Origin of the sequence: Modestobacter sp. VKM Ac-2984, from assembly GCF_026967985.1 — a bacterium.
Classification (GTDB): Bacteria; Actinomycetota; Actinomycetes; order Mycobacteriales; family Geodermatophilaceae; genus Modestobacter.
In genome coordinates, this window is sequence record NZ_JAPVBJ010000001.1 from 585,730 (window position 1) to 602,129 (window position 16,400).

14 protein-coding genes are annotated in these 16,400 nt (G+C 74.5%); 5 read left to right on the top strand and 9 right to left on the bottom strand.

The genetic code is table 11. The features are described from left to right. The first annotated feature begins 132 nt into the window (after window positions 1-132). Window positions 133-2,682 (top strand): aminopeptidase N, encoded by a 2,550-nt coding sequence (gene pepN / locus O2W16_RS02815; RefSeq protein ID WP_269157272.1) that lies wholly within the window; start codon window positions 133-135, stop codon window positions 2,680-2,682. Window positions 2,683-2,764: 82 nt separating this feature from the next. Here the strand turns inward: pepN and O2W16_RS02820 are convergent, their stop codons facing one another. The 3 genes from O2W16_RS02820 to O2W16_RS02830 are packed head-to-tail and all read right to left on the bottom strand — an operon-like array spanning window position 2,765 to window position 5,109. Further along, on the bottom strand, window positions 2,765-3,235 hold the full coding sequence (locus tag O2W16_RS02820) for a DUF5130 family protein (protein WP_269157273.1): 471 nt from the start codon (window positions 3,233-3,235) through the stop codon (window positions 2,765-2,767). A 58-nt stretch (window positions 3,236-3,293) separates the two neighbouring features. Continuing rightward, window positions 3,294-3,626, bottom strand: a complete 333-nt coding sequence (gene ctaJ / locus O2W16_RS02825; RefSeq protein WP_269157274.1) for an aa3-type cytochrome oxidase subunit CtaJ — start codon at window positions 3,624-3,626, stop codon at window positions 3,294-3,296. A gap of 46 nt (window positions 3,627-3,672) precedes the next feature. Next, window positions 3,673-5,109: an amidase gene (locus O2W16_RS02830; RefSeq protein WP_269157275.1), complete on the bottom strand. Its 1,437-nt coding sequence runs from the start codon at window positions 5,107-5,109 to the stop codon at window positions 3,673-3,675. Window positions 5,110-5,146: 37 nt separating this feature from the next. Here O2W16_RS02830 and kynU point away from each other — a divergent pair, with 37 nt between their 5' ends. Beyond that, the gene (kynU, locus tag O2W16_RS02835; RefSeq protein WP_269157276.1) at window positions 5,147-6,412 is read left to right on the top strand and encodes a kynureninase; all 1,266 of its coding nucleotides are present in this window, start codon (window positions 5,147-5,149) and stop codon (window positions 6,410-6,412) included. Window positions 6,413-6,455: 43 nt separating this feature from the next. On the opposite strand, the gene O2W16_RS02840 is transcribed toward kynU, so the two are convergent. From O2W16_RS02840 to O2W16_RS02860, 5 genes are all read right to left on the bottom strand, one after another. Next, the gene (locus tag O2W16_RS02840) at window positions 6,456-7,529 is read right to left on the bottom strand and encodes a hypothetical protein (protein WP_269157277.1); all 1,074 of its coding nucleotides are present in this window, start codon (window positions 7,527-7,529) and stop codon (window positions 6,456-6,458) included. Window positions 7,530-7,614: 85 nt separating this feature from the next. Next, entirely contained in the window at window positions 7,615-8,304 is a 690-nt protein-coding gene (locus O2W16_RS02845; protein WP_269157278.1) for a class F sortase, read from the bottom strand. 1 nt (window position 8,305) lies between these two features. Then, window positions 8,306-9,388 carry a hypothetical protein gene (locus O2W16_RS02850; RefSeq protein WP_269157279.1) on the bottom strand — a complete coding sequence of 361 codons (1,083 nt, stop codon included), beginning with the start codon at window positions 9,386-9,388 and terminating at the stop codon, window positions 8,306-8,308. Between the two features lie 221 nt (window positions 9,389-9,609). Further along, window positions 9,610-10,464: an SCO6745 family protein gene (locus O2W16_RS02855; RefSeq protein ID WP_269157280.1), complete on the bottom strand. Its 855-nt coding sequence runs from the start codon at window positions 10,462-10,464 to the stop codon at window positions 9,610-9,612. A gap of 22 nt (window positions 10,465-10,486) precedes the next feature. Next, complete coding sequence (locus tag O2W16_RS02860; RefSeq protein ID WP_331253724.1) at window positions 10,487-11,098, bottom strand: HNH endonuclease; 612 nt, start codon at window positions 11,096-11,098, stop codon at window positions 10,487-10,489. 133 nt (window positions 11,099-11,231) lie between these two features. Here O2W16_RS02860 and O2W16_RS02865 point away from each other — a divergent pair, with 133 nt between their 5' ends. Beyond that, entirely contained in the window at window positions 11,232-13,310 is a 2,079-nt protein-coding gene (locus O2W16_RS02865) for a prolyl oligopeptidase family serine peptidase (protein WP_269157281.1), read from the top strand. Between the two features lie 18 nt (window positions 13,311-13,328). On the opposite strand, the gene O2W16_RS02870 is transcribed toward O2W16_RS02865, so the two are convergent. Then, window positions 13,329-14,300, bottom strand: a complete 972-nt coding sequence (locus O2W16_RS02870; RefSeq protein ID WP_269157282.1) for an ABC transporter substrate-binding protein — start codon at window positions 14,298-14,300, stop codon at window positions 13,329-13,331. A 322-nt stretch (window positions 14,301-14,622) separates the two neighbouring features. Here O2W16_RS02870 and O2W16_RS02875 point away from each other — a divergent pair, with 322 nt between their 5' ends. Then, a complete protein-coding gene (locus O2W16_RS02875; RefSeq protein WP_269157476.1) occupies window positions 14,623-15,945 on the top strand; it encodes an MFS transporter in 1,323 nt (440 codons plus the stop codon). Next, on the top strand, window positions 15,942-16,340 hold the full coding sequence (locus tag O2W16_RS02880) for a globin (RefSeq protein ID WP_269157283.1): 399 nt from the start codon (window positions 15,942-15,944) through the stop codon (window positions 16,338-16,340). Before O2W16_RS02875 ends, O2W16_RS02880 begins: the two co-directional genes overlap by 4 nt. The last annotated feature ends 60 nt before the right edge of the window (window positions 16,341-16,400 follow it).

Consider the following 16,400-nt stretch of genomic DNA (forward strand, 5'->3'; position numbering starts at 1 on the left):
GCTCCGGGCGGTCGCTCGCGCGGCACCCGGTCGTCTGCGCCCAACCAAGTCGGGCCGTCCCCGGCTTGTTCCCCACCCTCCCCGGGGGCACACGAGAGGAGACCGTCGTCCCCGCATGGGAAGCTCCGGGGCGTGGCAGTTCCCAACCTGACTCGTGACGACGCCGCGGCCCGCGCCGCGCTGCTGACCGTCTCCAGCTACGACCTCTTCCTGGACGTGACCGACGGCCAGGGCCATCCCGGCGAGGAGACGTTCCGCTCGGTCACCACCATCCGGTTCGACGCCCGCACGCCCGGCGCCGACACGTTCGTCGACCTGGTGGCCGACCGGGTGCGCTGGGCGACCCTGAACGGCGTCGAGCTCGACGTCAGCGGGTACACCGCCGAGGGCGGTCTCGCCCTCCCCGGGCTGGCCGACACCAACGAGCTGGTCGTCGACGCCGACTGCCGGTACTCCCGCACCGGCGAGGGCCTGCACCGGTTCGAGGACCCGGAGGACGAGCAGGTCTACCTCTACACGCACTTCGAGCCGGCCGAGGCCAAGCGGATGTTCGCCTGCTTCGACCAGCCCGACCTCAAGGCGACGTTCACCGTGCACGTCACCGCACCGTTCGACTGGCAGGTCATCAGCAACACCGGTGACCGCACGATCGAGGCCGGCGAGGCCGGTTCGCAGCTGGTGCACTTCACCCCGACCAAGCGGATCTCCACCTACCTGGTGGCCCTCGTCGCCGGGCCCTACGCGCGGGTCACCGACCTGCACGACGGCATCCCGCTGGGCATCTACTGCCGGGCGTCGCTGGCCCAGCACCTCGACCCGGACGAGATCTTCGCGGTCACCAAGGCCGGGTTCGACTTCTACCACCGGGTCTTCGACTACCCGTACCCGTTCGACAAGTACGACCAGCTCTTCGTCCCCGAGTTCAACGCCGGGGCGATGGAGAACGCCGGCTGCGTGACCTTCCTGGAGGACTACGTCTTCCGGTCCAAGACCAGCCGGGCACGCTACGAGCGACGCGCCGAGACGATCCTGCACGAGCTGGCGCACATGTGGTTCGGCGACCTGGTGACCATGCGGTGGTGGGACGACCTGTGGCTCAACGAGTCCTTCGCGACCTACATCTCCACGCTCTGCCAGGCCGAGGCCACCGAGTACACGACCGCGTGGACGACGTTCGCCAACACGGAGAAGTCCTGGGCCTACGCGCAGGACCAGCTGCCCTCGACCCACCCGATCGCGGCCGACATGGTCGACGTCGCCGCGGTGGAGGTGAACTTCGACGGGATCACCTACGCCAAGGGCGCCTCGGTGCTCAAGCAGCTGGTGGCCTACGTCGGGCAGGAGGACTTCCTGGCCGGGGTGCGCCGGTACTTCCGCAAGCACGAGTACGGCAACACCACCCTCGACGACCTGCTCAGCGAGCTCTCCGAGGCATCGGGCCGGGACCTGTCGGACTGGTCGGCGCAGTGGCTGCAGACCAGCCAGGTGAACACCCTGCGCCCGGTGTACGAGCTCGACGACTCCGGCCGGTACGCCTCCTTCGCGATCGAGCAGACCGCCGTCGCCGCGCACCCCGTGCTGCGGCGGCACCGGCTGGCGGTCGGCCTCTACAGCTCCGGCCCCGACGGGCTGACCCGGTCACACCGGGTGGAGCTGGACGTCGACGGCGCCCGCACCGAGGTGGCCGACCTGGTCGGCCACCCGGCCGCGGACCTGGTGCTGGTCAACGACGACGACCTGACCTACGCGAAGCTGCGCCTGGACGAGCGGTCGCTGGCCACGCTGCGCAGCCAGATCGGCACGATCCCGGACTCGCTGCCGCGGGCGCTGTGCTGGTCGGCGGCCTGGGACATGACCCGCGACGGTGAGCTGGCGGCCCGCGACTGGGTCCAGCTCGTGCTCGCCGGCGTCGACGCGGAGACCGAGATCAGCGTCGTCCAGTCGCTGCTCGCCCGGGTGCAGTCGGCGCTGGCCTCCTACGCCGACCCGGCCTGGGCGCCGACCGGCTGGGAGATGCTGGCCGACAAGGCGCTGGCCGCACTGCACGGTGCAGCGCCCGGCAGCGACGCGCAGCTGCAGTGGTCGCGCACCCTGGCGGCCGCGGCCCGCGGCGACGAGCACGTGGCGGCACTGCGGGGGCTGCTCGACGGGTCCCTGGCCGTCGAGGGCCTCACGGTCGACACCGACGCCCGCTGGGCGTTCCTGCACGGCCTCGTCGCCGTGGGGGCCGCCGGTGACGCGGAGATCGACGCGGAGGCCGAGCGGGACGCCACCGCCACCGGGGCCCGGCGGGCCGCGACGGCCCGGGCGCTGCGGCCGACGCCGGAGTCGAAGGCGGAGACCTGGGAGCGGGCGTTCACCGACGAGTCGATCGCCAACGCCGTGCACGAGGCGATGGTCGCCGGCTTCTGGCACCCGGCCCAGCAGGAGCTCACCGCCCCCTACGTGGACCGGTACTTCGCCGACATCCGCGGGCTGTGGGAGCGGCGTCCGGGCGAGATCGCGAAGAACGCCGTCGAGTACCTGTTCCCCAAGGTCATCGACGAGCGGACGCTCGCGGCCGCCGACGCCTGGCTGGCCGACCAGTCCTCGCCGGCACCACTGCGCCGGCTGGTGAGCGAGGGCCGGGACGGCGTCGCCCGGGCACTGTGGGCGCGCAAGCGGGACGCCGCCGCCGGCTGAGGGCGGAGCGTCGAACGCCAGCGGCCCAGGACTCGTCGAGTCCTGGGCCGCTGGCGTTCAGCCCCCTGCCGGGGGCGCGTGCTCAGTGGGCGTTGCGGCGCGCGGGGTGACCTGCGGCGTCGGACAGCTGCCGCAGCCCGTTGATGATCGCCCCGACCAGGTCGCCGGCGCCCAGCCGGCTGGTCATCGACAGCACGGCCAGGGCGCAGGCCCGGTCGGGCAGCCGGCGGGCGGCGGCCGTGCCGGTGACGATCTCCAGCACCCGCTGGCCGGGTGAGATGGCGACCAGGACGCTGTTCGTGGTGTCACCGCCGGACCGCGAGTGCAGGTCCTCGGCGGTCGCCCGGGTGTCGCTGCTCAGCTCGCCGACGTAGAGGGTGAACCGCAGCCCGGTCTCCCGGGCGGACATGGTCAGTGCCTCGTCGAGCCGGGCGAGGTCGCGGTAGCTGAACGGTCCGGAGCCGGGCTCCATGACGGAGCTGTTCCCGGTCTCGTCCGTCGCGCTGGGCCCGTACTGGTCGGCGGCGGGCTGTCGGTTGAGCTGCTGGGTCATCGGGGGGGTGTCTCCGGAGGAAGGAGGGCGCTGGGCTGCAGAGGTGCTCATGGCCCGGTCACCAGGTCCCGCGGGCGCCGCCGGCGGCGGTCCGCCGGACGGTGTCGGCCTCGGGCACGTACGGACGCTGGCCGATGGCCCGCGTCGAGGCGGTGGCGCCCAGCCGCGGGGCTGCGTGCCCCGCCCCAGGGGCGTCCTCCGCGTGGCCGCCGACCACGCCGGGGACGTCGGGGTGCGGCTCGTACCAGAGCGGTGCGTAGTCCCAGGACTGCCCGGGGCGGTACTTGGTGCGGTCCTTGCTGCGGCCGGGGAACAACGTCACCGCAGCGAACAGCAACACGATCACCAGCGGGACGACGCCGTAGATGAGCACGGTCTCGAGCACGGACATGGGGGCAATCTACCGGGACCACCGAGCACCGGCCCGGCAGGACGGGTCACCAGAGCGCCGGGTGTCGGTGCGCCCACGGCCGCGCCTCCTCCAGCTGTGCCGACAGCGAGATGAGGGTGGCCTCGTCGGCCGGGCGGCCCACGAGCATGGTGCCGATGGGCAGCCCACCCGCCGTCCACCACAGCGGCACGCTGACCGCGGGCTGACCGGTGACGTTGTAGACCGCCGGGAAGGCCGCGTACCGCTTCTGCCGCTCGAAGTCCGCGGCCCCGTCGCCGTCCCCGTCGAACCAGCCGACCGGCTGGGGCGGCAGCGTGCAGATGGGGGCGAGCAGCACGTCGTACCGGGTGGTGGCCTGGACGAACCGGCGGGCGAAGACCCGCAACGTGAACATCGCCTGCATCGCGTCCCGCGCGCTGAGCGCCAGCCCCCGGTCGCGGAGGAACCGGGTCAGCGGCCGCAGCCGGTCCAGCTGGGACGACGGCACCGGCAGCGTCGTGGCCGACAGCGCCCAGACCACCTCGAACGCGGGGAAGACCTCGGGCGTGAGCGGTGCGGCCGGCAGGTCCTCGACCTCGTGGCCCAGCTCCGACAGCAGCACGGAGGCGTCCTCGAACGCCGCGCGCACCTCCGGGTCCAGGTCGGCGCCGGGCATGCCGGAGTCCAGGTAGCGACCGATCCTCAGTCGGCCCGGCGGGCGGTCGGCGTAGCCGAGGAAGGTCTCCCCGGCCGGCGGCGGCGGCGCCCAGAACGGGTCACCCAGCACCGGCCCGGCCATCGCGTCGAGCATCGCCGCGGCATCCCGCACGGTGCGGGCCAGCGGCCCCTGGACGCCCAGGCCGGTGGTCTCGCTGCTCAGCGGGCCGTTGCTCACCCGGCCGCGGCTGGGCTTGATCCCGAACAGCCCGTTGATCCCGGCGGGGATGCGGATGGAGCCGCCGCCGTCGGACCCGTGGGCGAACGGCAGCAGCCCGGCGGCCACCGCAGCAGCCGCACCACCGCTGGAGCCGCCGGCCAGGAGCGAGGGCTCCCACGGGCACCGGGCGGGGCCGGCGAGGTCGTTGTCGGTGTAGCAGGGGAAGCCGAACTCGGGGGTGTTCGTCTTGCCCAGGCTGATCGTGCCGGCGGCGGCCAGCGCGGTGACCACGGCGTCGTCGACGGTGGGCACGAAGTCGGCCAGCACCGCCGAGCCGAAGGTGGTGCGCACGCCGGCGGTGTTGGCCAGGTCCTTGATCGCGGTCGGGACGCCGTGCAGCGGCGGCAGGTCCCCGCCCGCCAGCACTGCCTGGTCGGCTGCTGCCGCCGCCGCACGCGCCCGTTCAGGGGTGACGGTCAGGAACGCCCCGAGGGCGGTGTCCAGCGCCTCGATGCGGGCCAGGGAGTGCTCGACGAGCTCGGTCGGGCTCACCTCCTTCGCGCGGACCGCCGCCGCCTGCTCCAGCGCGGTCAGGTCGTGCAGCTGGGTGCCGGTCGAGGAGGTCACCTCCCGGACGCTAGCCGCCACCGGCAGGATCTCCGGCGTGGACCTCTCCCGCGCCGCCGCCGAAGCCGCCGACGCCACCGACCCGCTGGCCGGGTTCCGCGCCCGCTTCACCGGCACCGACGACGACGGCCCCGACCGGCTGCTCTACCTGGACGGCAACTCGTTGGGCCGGCTGCCGAAGGAGACCCCCGCCGCCGTCGCGCGGGTCGTCGAGCAGGAGTGGGGGCAGGGGCTCGTCGGCTCCTGGCGGGACTGGGTGCAGCAGTCCGGGCGGATCGGTGACGTCCTCGCCGAGGGGGTGCTGGGGGCGCGGCCCGGCGAGGTCCTGGTCGGCGACACGACCAGCGTCGACCTGTACAAGCTGCTCGTCGCTGCGGCCGACGCCCGCCCCGGCCGGGACGTGCTGGTCTGCTGCGCCGACGACTTCCCCACCGACCGGTACATCATGGCCGGCGTGGCCCAGGCGCGCGGGATGACGGTGCGCGAGGTGGCGGCGCACATCGACACCGGCCTGGACCTGGACGTGCTGGCCGGTGCGCTGGACGAGCGGGTCGCCGTCGTCGTCCTCTCCCAGGTGGCCTACCGGTCGGGTGCGCTGGTCGACATCGCCGAGGTCACCCGGCTGGCCCGCGAGGCGGGGGCGCTGGTCGTGTGGGACCTCAGCCACGCCGCCGGCGCCGTGCCCGCCGACCTCACCGCGGCCGGGGCCGACCTGGCGGTCGGCTGCACCTACAAGTACCTCAACGGCGGCCCGGGCGCCCCGGCCTTCCTGTACGTGCGCGGCGAGCTCCAGGAGCAGCTGCGCCAGCCGATCTGGGGGTGGTTCGGGCAGCGCGACCAGTTCGCGATGGGGACGGCGTACGACCCGGCCGACGGCGTGGACCGGTTCGCCGTCGGCACTCCCCCGGTGCTGGCCATGGCCGCGGTGGAGGTCGGCGCCCGGCTGTCGGCGGAAGCCGGCATCGACCGGCTGGCGGCCAAGGGCCAAGCCCTGACCGAGCTGGTGATCGCGCTGGCCGACGAGTGGCTGGCCGGGGACGGGGTCACCGTCGCCTCACCGCGGGAGGCGACCCGGCGTGGGTCGCACGTCAGCCTGGCGCACCCGCAGGCCTGGCAGCTGACCCAGGCGCTGATCGACCGCGGCGTCGTGCCGGACTTCCGCACCCCGGACCGGCTGCGGCTGGGCCCCGCGCCGCTCTACACCCGGTTCGTCGACGTCTGGGACTCGATGCACCGGCTGCGCACCGTGCTCGCCGACCGGGTGCACGAGGGCTACCCGACCGAGCGCAGCCGGGTCACCTGAGCTTCCTGGCACGGCGGCTCCGGACGGAGCCGCCGTGCCAGGGTCAGCGGGACAGCGATGCGCCGCCGGCCCGACGGGAGCGGACGACGCCACCGGCGACGGCCAGCGCGGTGACCGAACCGAGGGCGACCGGCAGCAGGTCCCAGGAGGCAGGGTCACCACCGGTCTCCGACCGCAGCCCCGGGTTGACGGCCGGCGCCACGACATCGACGTAGGCGTAGTGGGTGGCCACGAACTGGTCGGTCCCGTCGCTCATGACCACGGTCAGCAGGTGGCGCCCGGGCGTCGTCCCGGCCGGCACGGCGAGCTCCACGGTGGACGGGTCAGCTCCGCGGGTCACCGCGTCGGCGACGACCGGCGTCGTCGCCGGCAGTCCGTCCGACCCCGGCAGCTGCAGGCCCAGTGCGCTGTGGCCGAGGTCCGGGATGCCCAGGGCGCGGAACTCCGAGCCGGCCGGCAGGGTGACGGCCAGCGAGCTCCCCGCGGCCACGGTCGCCGCACTGGCGCTCTCGTCCGGCCAGGCCTGCGCGAAGAACTGCTGGGTGAGGTCGACGGCCGCGGGGCCACCGTCGGAGAGGGTGAGCGAGAAGTACCACGGGTCCAACCGCTGCACCCCCGGGTCGTTCCGGAGGTCGAACCCGAAGAGGCGCAGGTGCGCCTCGGGGCCGTTGACGCCGTCGTTGGCCGGCAGGGTGATCCGGTAGCGGTTGCCGCCGAGGGCGGCGAACGACAGCTGGGTCGCCGGGTCGGTGCTCGTCGACTCGTACAGCTCTCCACCGCCGGCGCCGTCGGGCAGGGCCAGCGCTGCTGAGACGCCGCCTCCGTCGACCAGCTGAGGTGGCACGGTCACCGTGACGGTGCCGCCATAGCCGGCCGCCACGGGCTGCAGGGTCGTGGCGGGGACCGGCACGGCCACGGGACGGACGTGGCCGTTCTCCACCGGGCTCGCCCCGACCTCGACGGTGGTGGGGTCGAGCGAGACCGTGCTGGTCCCGGGGGCCGCCACGGCCGGGCTGAGCGAGAGGCCCACCGCGGCGAGGGTGGCGAGACCGAGCACGCCAGCACGGGCGAGGACGGGACGGCGGACGAGACCGCGGGGCGCGGTTCCGGGATCCATGGCGGGGCCTTCTCAGTGTGAGATGCGACGGGGGCTGGAGCAGAGCAGGAGGTGGAGCAGGGCAGGGGCCGGCGGCGCGCCCCGGTCAGGACTCGGCGAAGACGACGAAGTTGTCGTCGGTGGTGCGGCCGTCGTCGTCGACGAAGCAGGTGATCAGGACCAGCCGGCCCGGCATCACCGTCCACACGTCGGTCGCGCCGGGCAGTTCGTCCTTGTCGTAGCGCTCGGTGCGGCTGACCGTGTAGTCGACGTCGCCGCCGGGGGTCCGCACCGTGACGACGTCCCCGGTCGAGACCCCCGCCCCGTGGTCGCCGGGCATGAGCGCGTTGAACGCAGCCGCACCCTTCGTCCACGAGTGGCCGGCGATGTAGACCGTGTTGTCCGGCTCGGTGCCCGGCTCGCCGTAGGGCTGCACCCAGTAGCCGTCGACCATCGACGGCGGGTCGATGACACCGCCCCGGGGCGTGTAGGCGAACACCGGGACGTCGAGGCCGACCGACGGGACCCCCAGGCGCACCGAGGAGGCCCGCGGGCTCGCCGCCGGTGTCTCGGTCGGTGTGGGCGCAGGGGCCTCCGTCGTGGGAGCGGCGGTCGTCGCCGTGGCCGGCGCCGGCGCGGAGGTGACCGTCGACGCTGCGGCGGCGACGCGTGCCGCACCCTCGCCTCGGCCGCCGGTGAGCACCAACACCAGCACCAGCACCAGCGCGACGACGCCGAGCACGGCGGCCCCCGCGAGGGCCGCCGTGCGTCGGGTCAGGTGGGACCGGGTGGGCACGTCAGGCCGGGGAGCCCGTGCGTCGCCGCGTGCGGACGACGAGACCACCCGCGGTCGCCACAGCTCCCGCGCCGGTCAGACCGATCAGGGCGACCGGGACGGACGCCCCCACGTCGGCACCCGTCTCCGACCGGAGACCGGGGTTGACCGCAGGAGCCGCGACCTCGATGACGGCATAGGTGACCGAGAGGAGCCGACCGGTGCTGTCGCCGACGCCGGAGTTGAGCGTGTAGCGGCCCGGACGCAGGTCCGCCGGCAGGCTCACCGTCGCGGTCCGGGCATCCGCGGACAGGGTCGCGGTGAGAGAGATGCGCATGCCGTCCTCGGGCTGCGGGACGAACGCCGTGACCGAGAAGGCGCTGCGGCTCAGGTCGGGGAGGCCGAGCCCGACCAGCGTCGAGCTGGCCGGGAGGCTCACGTCGAGGGTGCGGCCGGGAGTCGCCGTGGCCTGGACCGCGCAGCTCGACTTGTCGCCCGGCGCCTCGACCTGGCCGCAGCCGAGGTACGAGGTGGCGATCAGCGTCGTGGGCAGCTCCACCGCAGCCGGGGCCGAGGACGACAGCTCCAGGTTCCAGGGCCACGGCGGGTCGGACACCGCCGAGTCGGCACCGGCGACCGTGACCGCCAGGGGGCCGAGGTCCAGGGTGCCGAACGAGCCGCTGACGCCGTCGTCGGCAGGAAGGGCGACCTGGTAACGGCCGGCACCCAGATCAGTGACCGCGAGCAGCCGCGCCGGGTCCGCGCTGTCGCTGGTGTAGGTCGTGGTGGGGGTCTCGAGCGCACCGGTCGCGAGGCCGAGACTCAGCGGGAGCGTCGCGGACGGGCTGGCCAGCTGGCTCGGGAGCTGGAAGGTCACCACACCACCGAAGGCGACCGGCACGGGGGCGTAGCCGATACCGTAGGGGGTGCTCGCCAACGGGTGGGGGATCGTCCGCAGGCCCACGGAGAACTCCGTCGGCGCCAGCTCGACGCCGGCGGCGGCTGCGCTGGCGGGCGTGAGGGCCAGGGCCCCGCAGGTCAGGACGGCGGCGGAGACGACGAGGGAACGGCGGACGACACCGCGGGACGCGGTACGGGACGGCATGAGCTGGGGCCTCTCGAGCGTGGTTGCAACACCCACCTGGCGTCGCTGGGGCGGAACCTATCCGTCCGGCGATTCGACACAAGGGCATTTCGCGCGATTCCCCTGAGTGGGTGATCAGTCAGTGGAGAACTGCCACGTGACCCCTGCGCGTGTGGCAGTTCTCCCTACACACTTCGACACACCTGACGGTGCACATGTGGCACCTTCAGCCAGCGCGCCGCTCAGGCGGGGTCCGGGACGCCGATCGGGTTCTGCGCCGGCCACTCCCCGGCCGCGACGACCGCCCGACGCACCGGCGCCAGCAGCTCGGCCAGCCGCTCGCAACCGGCGTGACCGAGCGCCGTCCACGGGCCCTCCGCCAGCCGGTCGGTGTCGGCCTCGACCTCCGCCCGCAACGTGACACCCGCGGAGGTGAGCTCCCCGTCGGACAGCAGGCCGCGCGCGGTGAGTTCCTCGGCGCACGCCGCCCACTGCTCCGGCGACCAGCCGCGGGCCTTCTGCAGCCAGTCGGCCGACGTCGTCCCGGCCGCCGCGGTCAGCACCAGCGCCGGCAGCCCCAACAGCTGCTGCTGCAGCAGGACGGCCAGGTGGCCGTCGCCCCGGTGCTCGCGGAGCGTGGTCAACGCCTGCCACAGCACCAGGTGCGGCTCGGCCGGCCAGGGCACGTCCGCGTTCGCCGCCGCGAGCGGCCGGCCGAGGACGTCGACGCCCTCCGCGGCCCGACGGGCCAGGCCCGCGGCCTCGTGCGCGTCGGGTGAGCCGACCCACTCCGGCAGCGACCGGTGGACCGCGGCGTCCACCCCGGCCAGCCGGGCGGCGAGGGCATCGGCCGGGGACGTCGCCGTCCACACGTCCGGCACCCGGCGGGCGACGAACGCGGGGGCGAAGGACCCGAAGGTCGCCGTCACCAGCGCCGGCCCGACCGGCCCCAGGGGCGCGGCACGGCCGGCGAAGTACCCGGCCCAGAAGCCGCGCAGCCCGGCCGCGGCGTAGGCGGTGCGCGCCTCGTCGGCGAAGTAGGTGAGCGCGTGGAACGGCTCACCGAGGACCCACAACCGTCGCGCCCCGTCACTCACCCGGGGGATCCTGCCAACTCCCTCAGGCGCTCACCGAGTCCGGCATGCCCAGCCACTCCCGCCAGCGCGGGTCGACCGTCCGGTGCCCGAGCAGCCGCCAGGCGGCACCGCTGGGTGCACCGGGCGGGTGCGGCAACGACCACCCCATCTCGGCCAGCGACCGGTCGGCCTTGGTGTGGTTGCAGCGCCGACAGGCGGCCACGACGTTGTCCCAGGTGTGGGTGCCGCCCCGGCTGCGCGGCACCACGTGGTCGATGCTGGTCGCCGACCCTCCGCAGTAGACGCAGGTCTGCCCGTCCCGGGTGAACACCGCGCGGCGGGACAGCGGCACCGACACCGGGTAGGGCACCCGCACGTACCGGGTCAGCCGCACGACGACGGGAACGGCGACGGTCACCCGCTCGGCGTGCACCTCGTCGTCGGTGACGTCGACGGCCTCGGCCTTGGCGGCGAGGACGAGCACGATCGCGCGACGGCTGGAGACCACGCACAACGGCTCGTAGGTGGCGTTGAGCAGGAGCGTCGCGCCGGTGGTGGACGCCGCCGGGGCAGGCGCGTGCGGGCTGGCCAGGGCGTCGCGTCGGGAGCCGGTGGAACCCGGCCCGGACGACGACCCGAGTGCGGTGATCGACACGGGACACCTCCGAGTGCCCCCGGCCACCGACGGCTTCGACAGCCCACGGGCACCTTCATCCTGCACTGCCGCGGTGTGATAACGGGAGCGGCCCCCGCCGACGGCCGAACGGCGCTCGGATTACGGTCGGCGCGTGCGCTACCCCGACGCCCCCCGCCTGGACCTGGTCGACGACCTGCACGGTCACCCGGTCGCCGACCCCTACCGCTGGCTGGAGGACGCCGCGGACCCGCGCACCGTGGCCTGGGCCGCCGCGCAGGACGAGCTGGCCGCCGACCTCCTCGCCGGCCTCCCCGGCCGCCCGGCGTTCGCCGAGCGGATGGCCGAGCTGGTGCACGCCGGTGCGGTGGGCATCCCGGTGTGGCGCAACGGCCGGGCGTTCTCCACCCGCCGGGATCCTGGCCAGGAGCACGCCGTGCTCCGGGTCGCCGAGCCCGACGGCAGCGTGCGGGTGCTGGTCGACCCGACCGCGCTGGACCCGGCCGGCACCACCACGCTGGACGCCTGGTCCCCCTCGTGGGAGGGCGACCGGCTGGCCTACCAGGTCTCGGTCGGCGGCGACGAGGAGTCCCAGCTGTTCGTGCTGGACGTCGACACCGGCGAGCTGATCGAGGGCCCGATCGACCGCTGCCGCTACTCCCCCGTCGGCTGGCTGCCCGGGGGTGCGGAGCTGTTCTACGTGCGGCGACTGGCCCCCGGGCTCGTCCCGGCCGGCGAGGAGCAGTTCCACCGCCGGGTGTGGCGCCACCGGGTGGGCACCGACCCCGCCGACGACGTCCTGGTGCACGGTGAGGGCAGCGACCCCGCGACCTACTTCGGCGCCCGCACCAGCGCCGACGGCCGCTGGCTGGTCGTCTCCGCCTCCGTCGGCACCGCGCCGCGGGACGACGTGTGGCTGGCCGACCTGGCCGGGGACGGCGTCCTCCGCGAGCTGCAGGTCGGCGTGGACGCGCAGACCTCGGCGTGGGTGGCCCGGGACGGCCGGCTGTGGCTGCACACCGACCGGGACGCCCCCCGCAGCCGGCTGGTGGTGGCCGACCCGGCCGACCCGGCCAGCTGGGCGCCGTCGGCCTGGCACGAGGTGGTCCCGCAGTCCGACGACGGGGTGCTCGGCGACGTCGCCCTGGTCGACGGCCCCGACGGTGACCTGCGGGTGCTCGCCGTCCACGCGGTCGACGCCACCGACCGGCTGTCGGTGTGGGCCGCCGACGGCTCCGGCCGGCTCACCGAGGTCACCGCCCTCCCGCCGGGCAGCGTCGCCGGAGTCAGCGCCCCGCCGGAGGGCGGCACGACCGCCTGGGTCGGCTTCACCGACTACGCGACGCCCCCGTCGGTGCTGCGCTGGGACGCCGCCGAGCCCACCGCGCTCACCGCCCACGAGCAGGCGCCGGTGGCCGGCGGCGTGCCCGACGTGCAGGTGGTCGAGGCCCATGCGACGTCGGCGGACGGGACGCCGGTGCACCTGTTCGTGCTCTCCGCCACCGGCACCCCCGACACCCCGCGGCCGACTGTGCTCTACGGCTACGGCGGCTTCAACGTCTCGCTCACCCCGGCCTACAGCGCGCAGGCGCTGGCCTGGGTGGCCGCCGGCGGGGTGTGGGTGGTGGCGAACCTGCGCGGCGGCTCCGAGCACGGCGAGGAGTGGCACCGGGCCGGGATGCGGGAGCGCAAGCAGAACGTGTTCGACGACTTCGCCGCAGCTGCCGGGCACCTGATCGCCGAGGGCTGGACGACGTCGGCCCAGCTGGCGGTGATGGGCGGTTCGAACGGCGGGCTGCTGGTGGGCGCCATGACCACCCAGCACCCCGAACTGGTGGCCGCCGTCGTCTGCAGCGCACCGCTGCTGGACATGGTGCGGTACGAGCTGTTCGGGCTGGGCCGCACCTGGAACGACGAGTACGGCACCGCCGCCGACCCGGTGGAGCTGGGCTGGCTGCTGGGTTACTCGCCCTACCACCGGGTGGTCGAGGGCACCGCCTACCCGGCGGTGCTGTTCACGACGTTCGAATCCGACACCCGGGTGGACCCGCTGCACGCCCGCAAGCTCGCCGCCGCCCTGCAGCACGCGACGACGGCGGCGGCCCCGATCGTGCTGCGCCGGGAGCTGTCGGTGGGGCACGGGGCCCGGGCGGTCAGCCGCACGGTCGGCCTGGCCGCCGACCAGCTGGCCTTCCTGGCCGCACACACCGGGCTGGCGCCCGCCCGCAGCTGAGGGCGGGCACCGGCCCGCTCACTCCAGGTCGGCGAAGACGTTCTCCAGGTCCACGCCCTCGGGGATGATCCCGTCCTCGACGCCGAGCTCGAGCAGCCGTGCGACCGAGTCGCGGTTGATCTCGGTCTGGTAGGTGGGCAGCGTCAGCTCCTGGGCGATCGCCGGGTCGATGTTCGTGTAGCTGCTCAGCACCTCGCGCACCTCGTCGGGGTGCTCCGTGGCGTACTGCTGCGCCTCCTCCATCGCGTCGGCGAAGGCCTGCACGATCTCGGGGTTCTCCGCGGCGTACGGGTCGGAGGTGAAGTAGCCGGCGACGGTGAGCGCCTCGTCGGTCTCGGTGTACGGGGCGGCGACCACGCGCATGCCCTGGCTCACCCCGACGGTGGCGAACGGCTCCACGGCGAAGGCCGCGTCCACCGAGCCGTCGGCGACCGCGGCGACCATGTTGGGGAAGGCCAGCTCCACGAACTGGATCGACGAGGGGTCGCCGCCGTCCTGCCGGACGGTCTCCCGGACGACGGTGTCGCTGATGTTGTTGATCGAGTTGATCGCGATCCTCTTCCCGGCCAGGTCGGCCGGCTGCTGCACGTCGGAGTCCTCGGGGACGATCACCGCAGCGAAGTCCTCCTCCGGGTCGCCGGTGGCCCCCGGACCCGGTGCGACCAGTGCGAGCGGCACCCCGCGCGACTCGGCCTGCAACAGGCTGGTGATGTTGGAGAAGCCGAACTCCGCCTCCCCGGAGAGCACCGCCGGCACGATGGCGGCGCCGCCCTGGGCGAGGAACGGCTCCACCTCCAGGCCGTGGTCGGCGAAGATCCCGACCTCCTGGGCGAGGTACAGCGGCGCCACGTCCACGATCGGGATCGCGCCCACCCGCACGGTGGTCAGCTCATCGGTCGCCGCACCGGCCGCGGGCTCGGCCACCTCGTCGTCCCCGCCGCCACATCCGGCGAGCACCAGGGCGCCGATCACCATCGAGCCCACCACCATCGAGCTCCTGGACGTCCTGAGCACGCGTTCCTCCAGTAGATCTCGGCGGCCGCCGCTCACGAGACAGCGGGACGACGTTCGGGTGGGTGCCGGCGGACGCTAGGTCGTGATGCCGGTCACGTCAACGGGGGCTTCCGTCGTGCGGCAGCCGCCCGCCCCGCAGCAGGCCGGGCCGCAGCCGGGCGTCCCGGTACCGGAACGTGGGCGGCACGCCGGGCGGCTCCACTGCCGGTGGACGACGGTGCGCCACCGACCTGCCACACTCCCGCGTCATGGAACGGGCACGAACGGTGATCGCCGCCGCTGAGGGCAGGGGACGCTGCTGAGCCGCCCCCGCTCGCGTCCACCGCGCGCGACCAGCCGGCCGGCCACCTACGGGCAGGTCTTCGCCGTCGGTGAGTTCCGTCCGCTGTTCGGCTCCTACCTGCTCTCCACGATCGGCGACGAGCTCGCCCGGGTCGCGCTGACCGTGCTCGTCTACCAGCGCACCCAGTCGGCGCTGCTGTCAGCTGTCACGTTCGGGATCAGCTACCTGCCGTGGGTCCTCGGTGGCCCGGTGCTGGCCGCGCTGGCCGACCGACTCCCCCGGCACCGGGTGCTGATCACCAGCGACGTGATCCGCGCGGTCCTGGTGGCCGGCATGGCGGTCCCGGGCATGCCGCTGGCGCTGCTGCTGGGCCTGCTGCTGCTGGTGTCGCTGTGCTCGCCCCCCTTCGAGGCGGCCCGGTCGGCGCTGATGGCCGACGTGCTGGAGGGCGACCGCTACGCCGTGGCCACCTCGCTGACCGGCGTCACGGCCCAGGTGTCCCAGCTGATCGGCTTCCTGCTCGGCGGCGCCCTGCTGCTGCACTTCTCCCCCTCGGCGGCGTTGCTGCTCAACGCCGCCACCTTCGCCGTCTCCGCCGGCTGGCTCGCCCTCGGCCTGCAGCCCCGCCCGGCGCCCGGGCTGGCCGATCCCGAGGCCGAGGTCCGGTCGCTGTGGCGGGAGACCGCCAGCGGCATGCGGTTCGTCGCCGCCACGCCCCGGCTGCTGTCCATCGTCGGGGTGCTCTGGGTGGCCGCCCTGTTCGTCAACGCCCCCGAAGGCATCGCCACCCCACTGGGTCTGCAGCTGCAGGGCACGACCGCGGCCGCCGGCGTCCTGCTGGCCGCCGCACCGGCGGGCACCGCCCTCGGCGGTCTGGTCGTCGGCCGGTTCTGCCCGCCGCACGTCCGCGAACGACTGCTGGCCCCGCTGGTGGCCCTGTCGCTGACCGGCGTGCTGCTGGCCGGGCTGGTGCCGGTGTGGCTGGGCACCGGCACCGCGGCGTTCACCGCCGTGGTGGCGCTCTTCTTCGTCGCCGGGATCGGCGGCGCCTGCTCGATCCCGCTGAACGTCGCCTTCGTGCAGGCGGTGCCCAGCGCCTACCGCGGGCGGGCGTTCGGGGTGGCGGCCGCGGGGCTCGCCGGCGTCCAGGGGCTCGGTGTGGTGCTGGCCGGGCTCGGGGCCGAGGCCCTGACGCCGAGCACGGTGGTGGCACTGTCGGGCGGCGTCGGCCTGGTCGTCGTCGTCGTCCCACTGATCGCCCTGCGGCGCAGCCGACCCGCGGCGGCCACCGCCCCCGTGCACCCGGCGCCCGTCCCTGGAGGACCATCGCAGTCATGAGCGAGACGAGCCGGTCGCTGCCCTCGGCGGGCAGCTTCTACGACGAGATCGGCGGCGAGCAGACCTTCCGCACCCTGGTCGCGCACTTCTACGGCGCGGTCCGGGAGGACCCGATCCTGCGCCCGATGTACCCGGCGGACGACTGGGAGGGCGCCGAGACCCGGCTGCGGATGTTCCTGGAGCAGTACTGGGGCGGGCCGCGCACCTACTCGGAGGAGCGCGGGCACCCCCGGCTGCGGATGCGCCACGCACCCTTCGCCGTCGACGAGAAGGCGCGCGACGCGTGGCTGACCCACATGCGGGCCGCCGTCGACTCCCTCGGGCTGACCGCCGAGCAGGACGCGACGTTGTGGGGTTACCTGGAGTTGGCGGCGCACAGCATGCAGAACCGCTGACCGACCCCTGCGCCGCGGCCGCACCTGCACCGACCTCCCGAGGAGCCTCCGCTGAGCCAG

Coding starts and splice junctions, on each gene's coding strand:
- O2W16_RS02820 (WP_269157273.1), bottom strand. CDS start 3,235: ATGACCCAGCAGCTCAACCGACAGCCCGCCGCCGACCAGTACGGGCCC.
- ctaJ (WP_269157274.1), bottom strand. CDS start 3,626: ATGTCCGTGCTCGAGACCGTGCTCATCTACGGCGTCGTCCCGCTGGTG.
- O2W16_RS02840 (WP_269157277.1), bottom strand. CDS start 7,529: ATGGATCCCGGAACCGCGCCCCGCGGTCTCGTCCGCCGTCCCGTCCTC.
- O2W16_RS02850 (WP_269157279.1), bottom strand. CDS start 9,388: ATGCCGTCCCGTACCGCGTCCCGCGGTGTCGTCCGCCGTTCCCTCGTC.
- O2W16_RS02870 (WP_269157282.1), bottom strand. CDS start 14,300: ATGGTGGTGGGCTCGATGGTGATCGGCGCCCTGGTGCTCGCCGGATGT.
- O2W16_RS02880 (WP_269157283.1), top strand. CDS start 15,942: ATGAGCGAGACGAGCCGGTCGCTGCCCTCGGCGGGCAGCTTCTACGAC.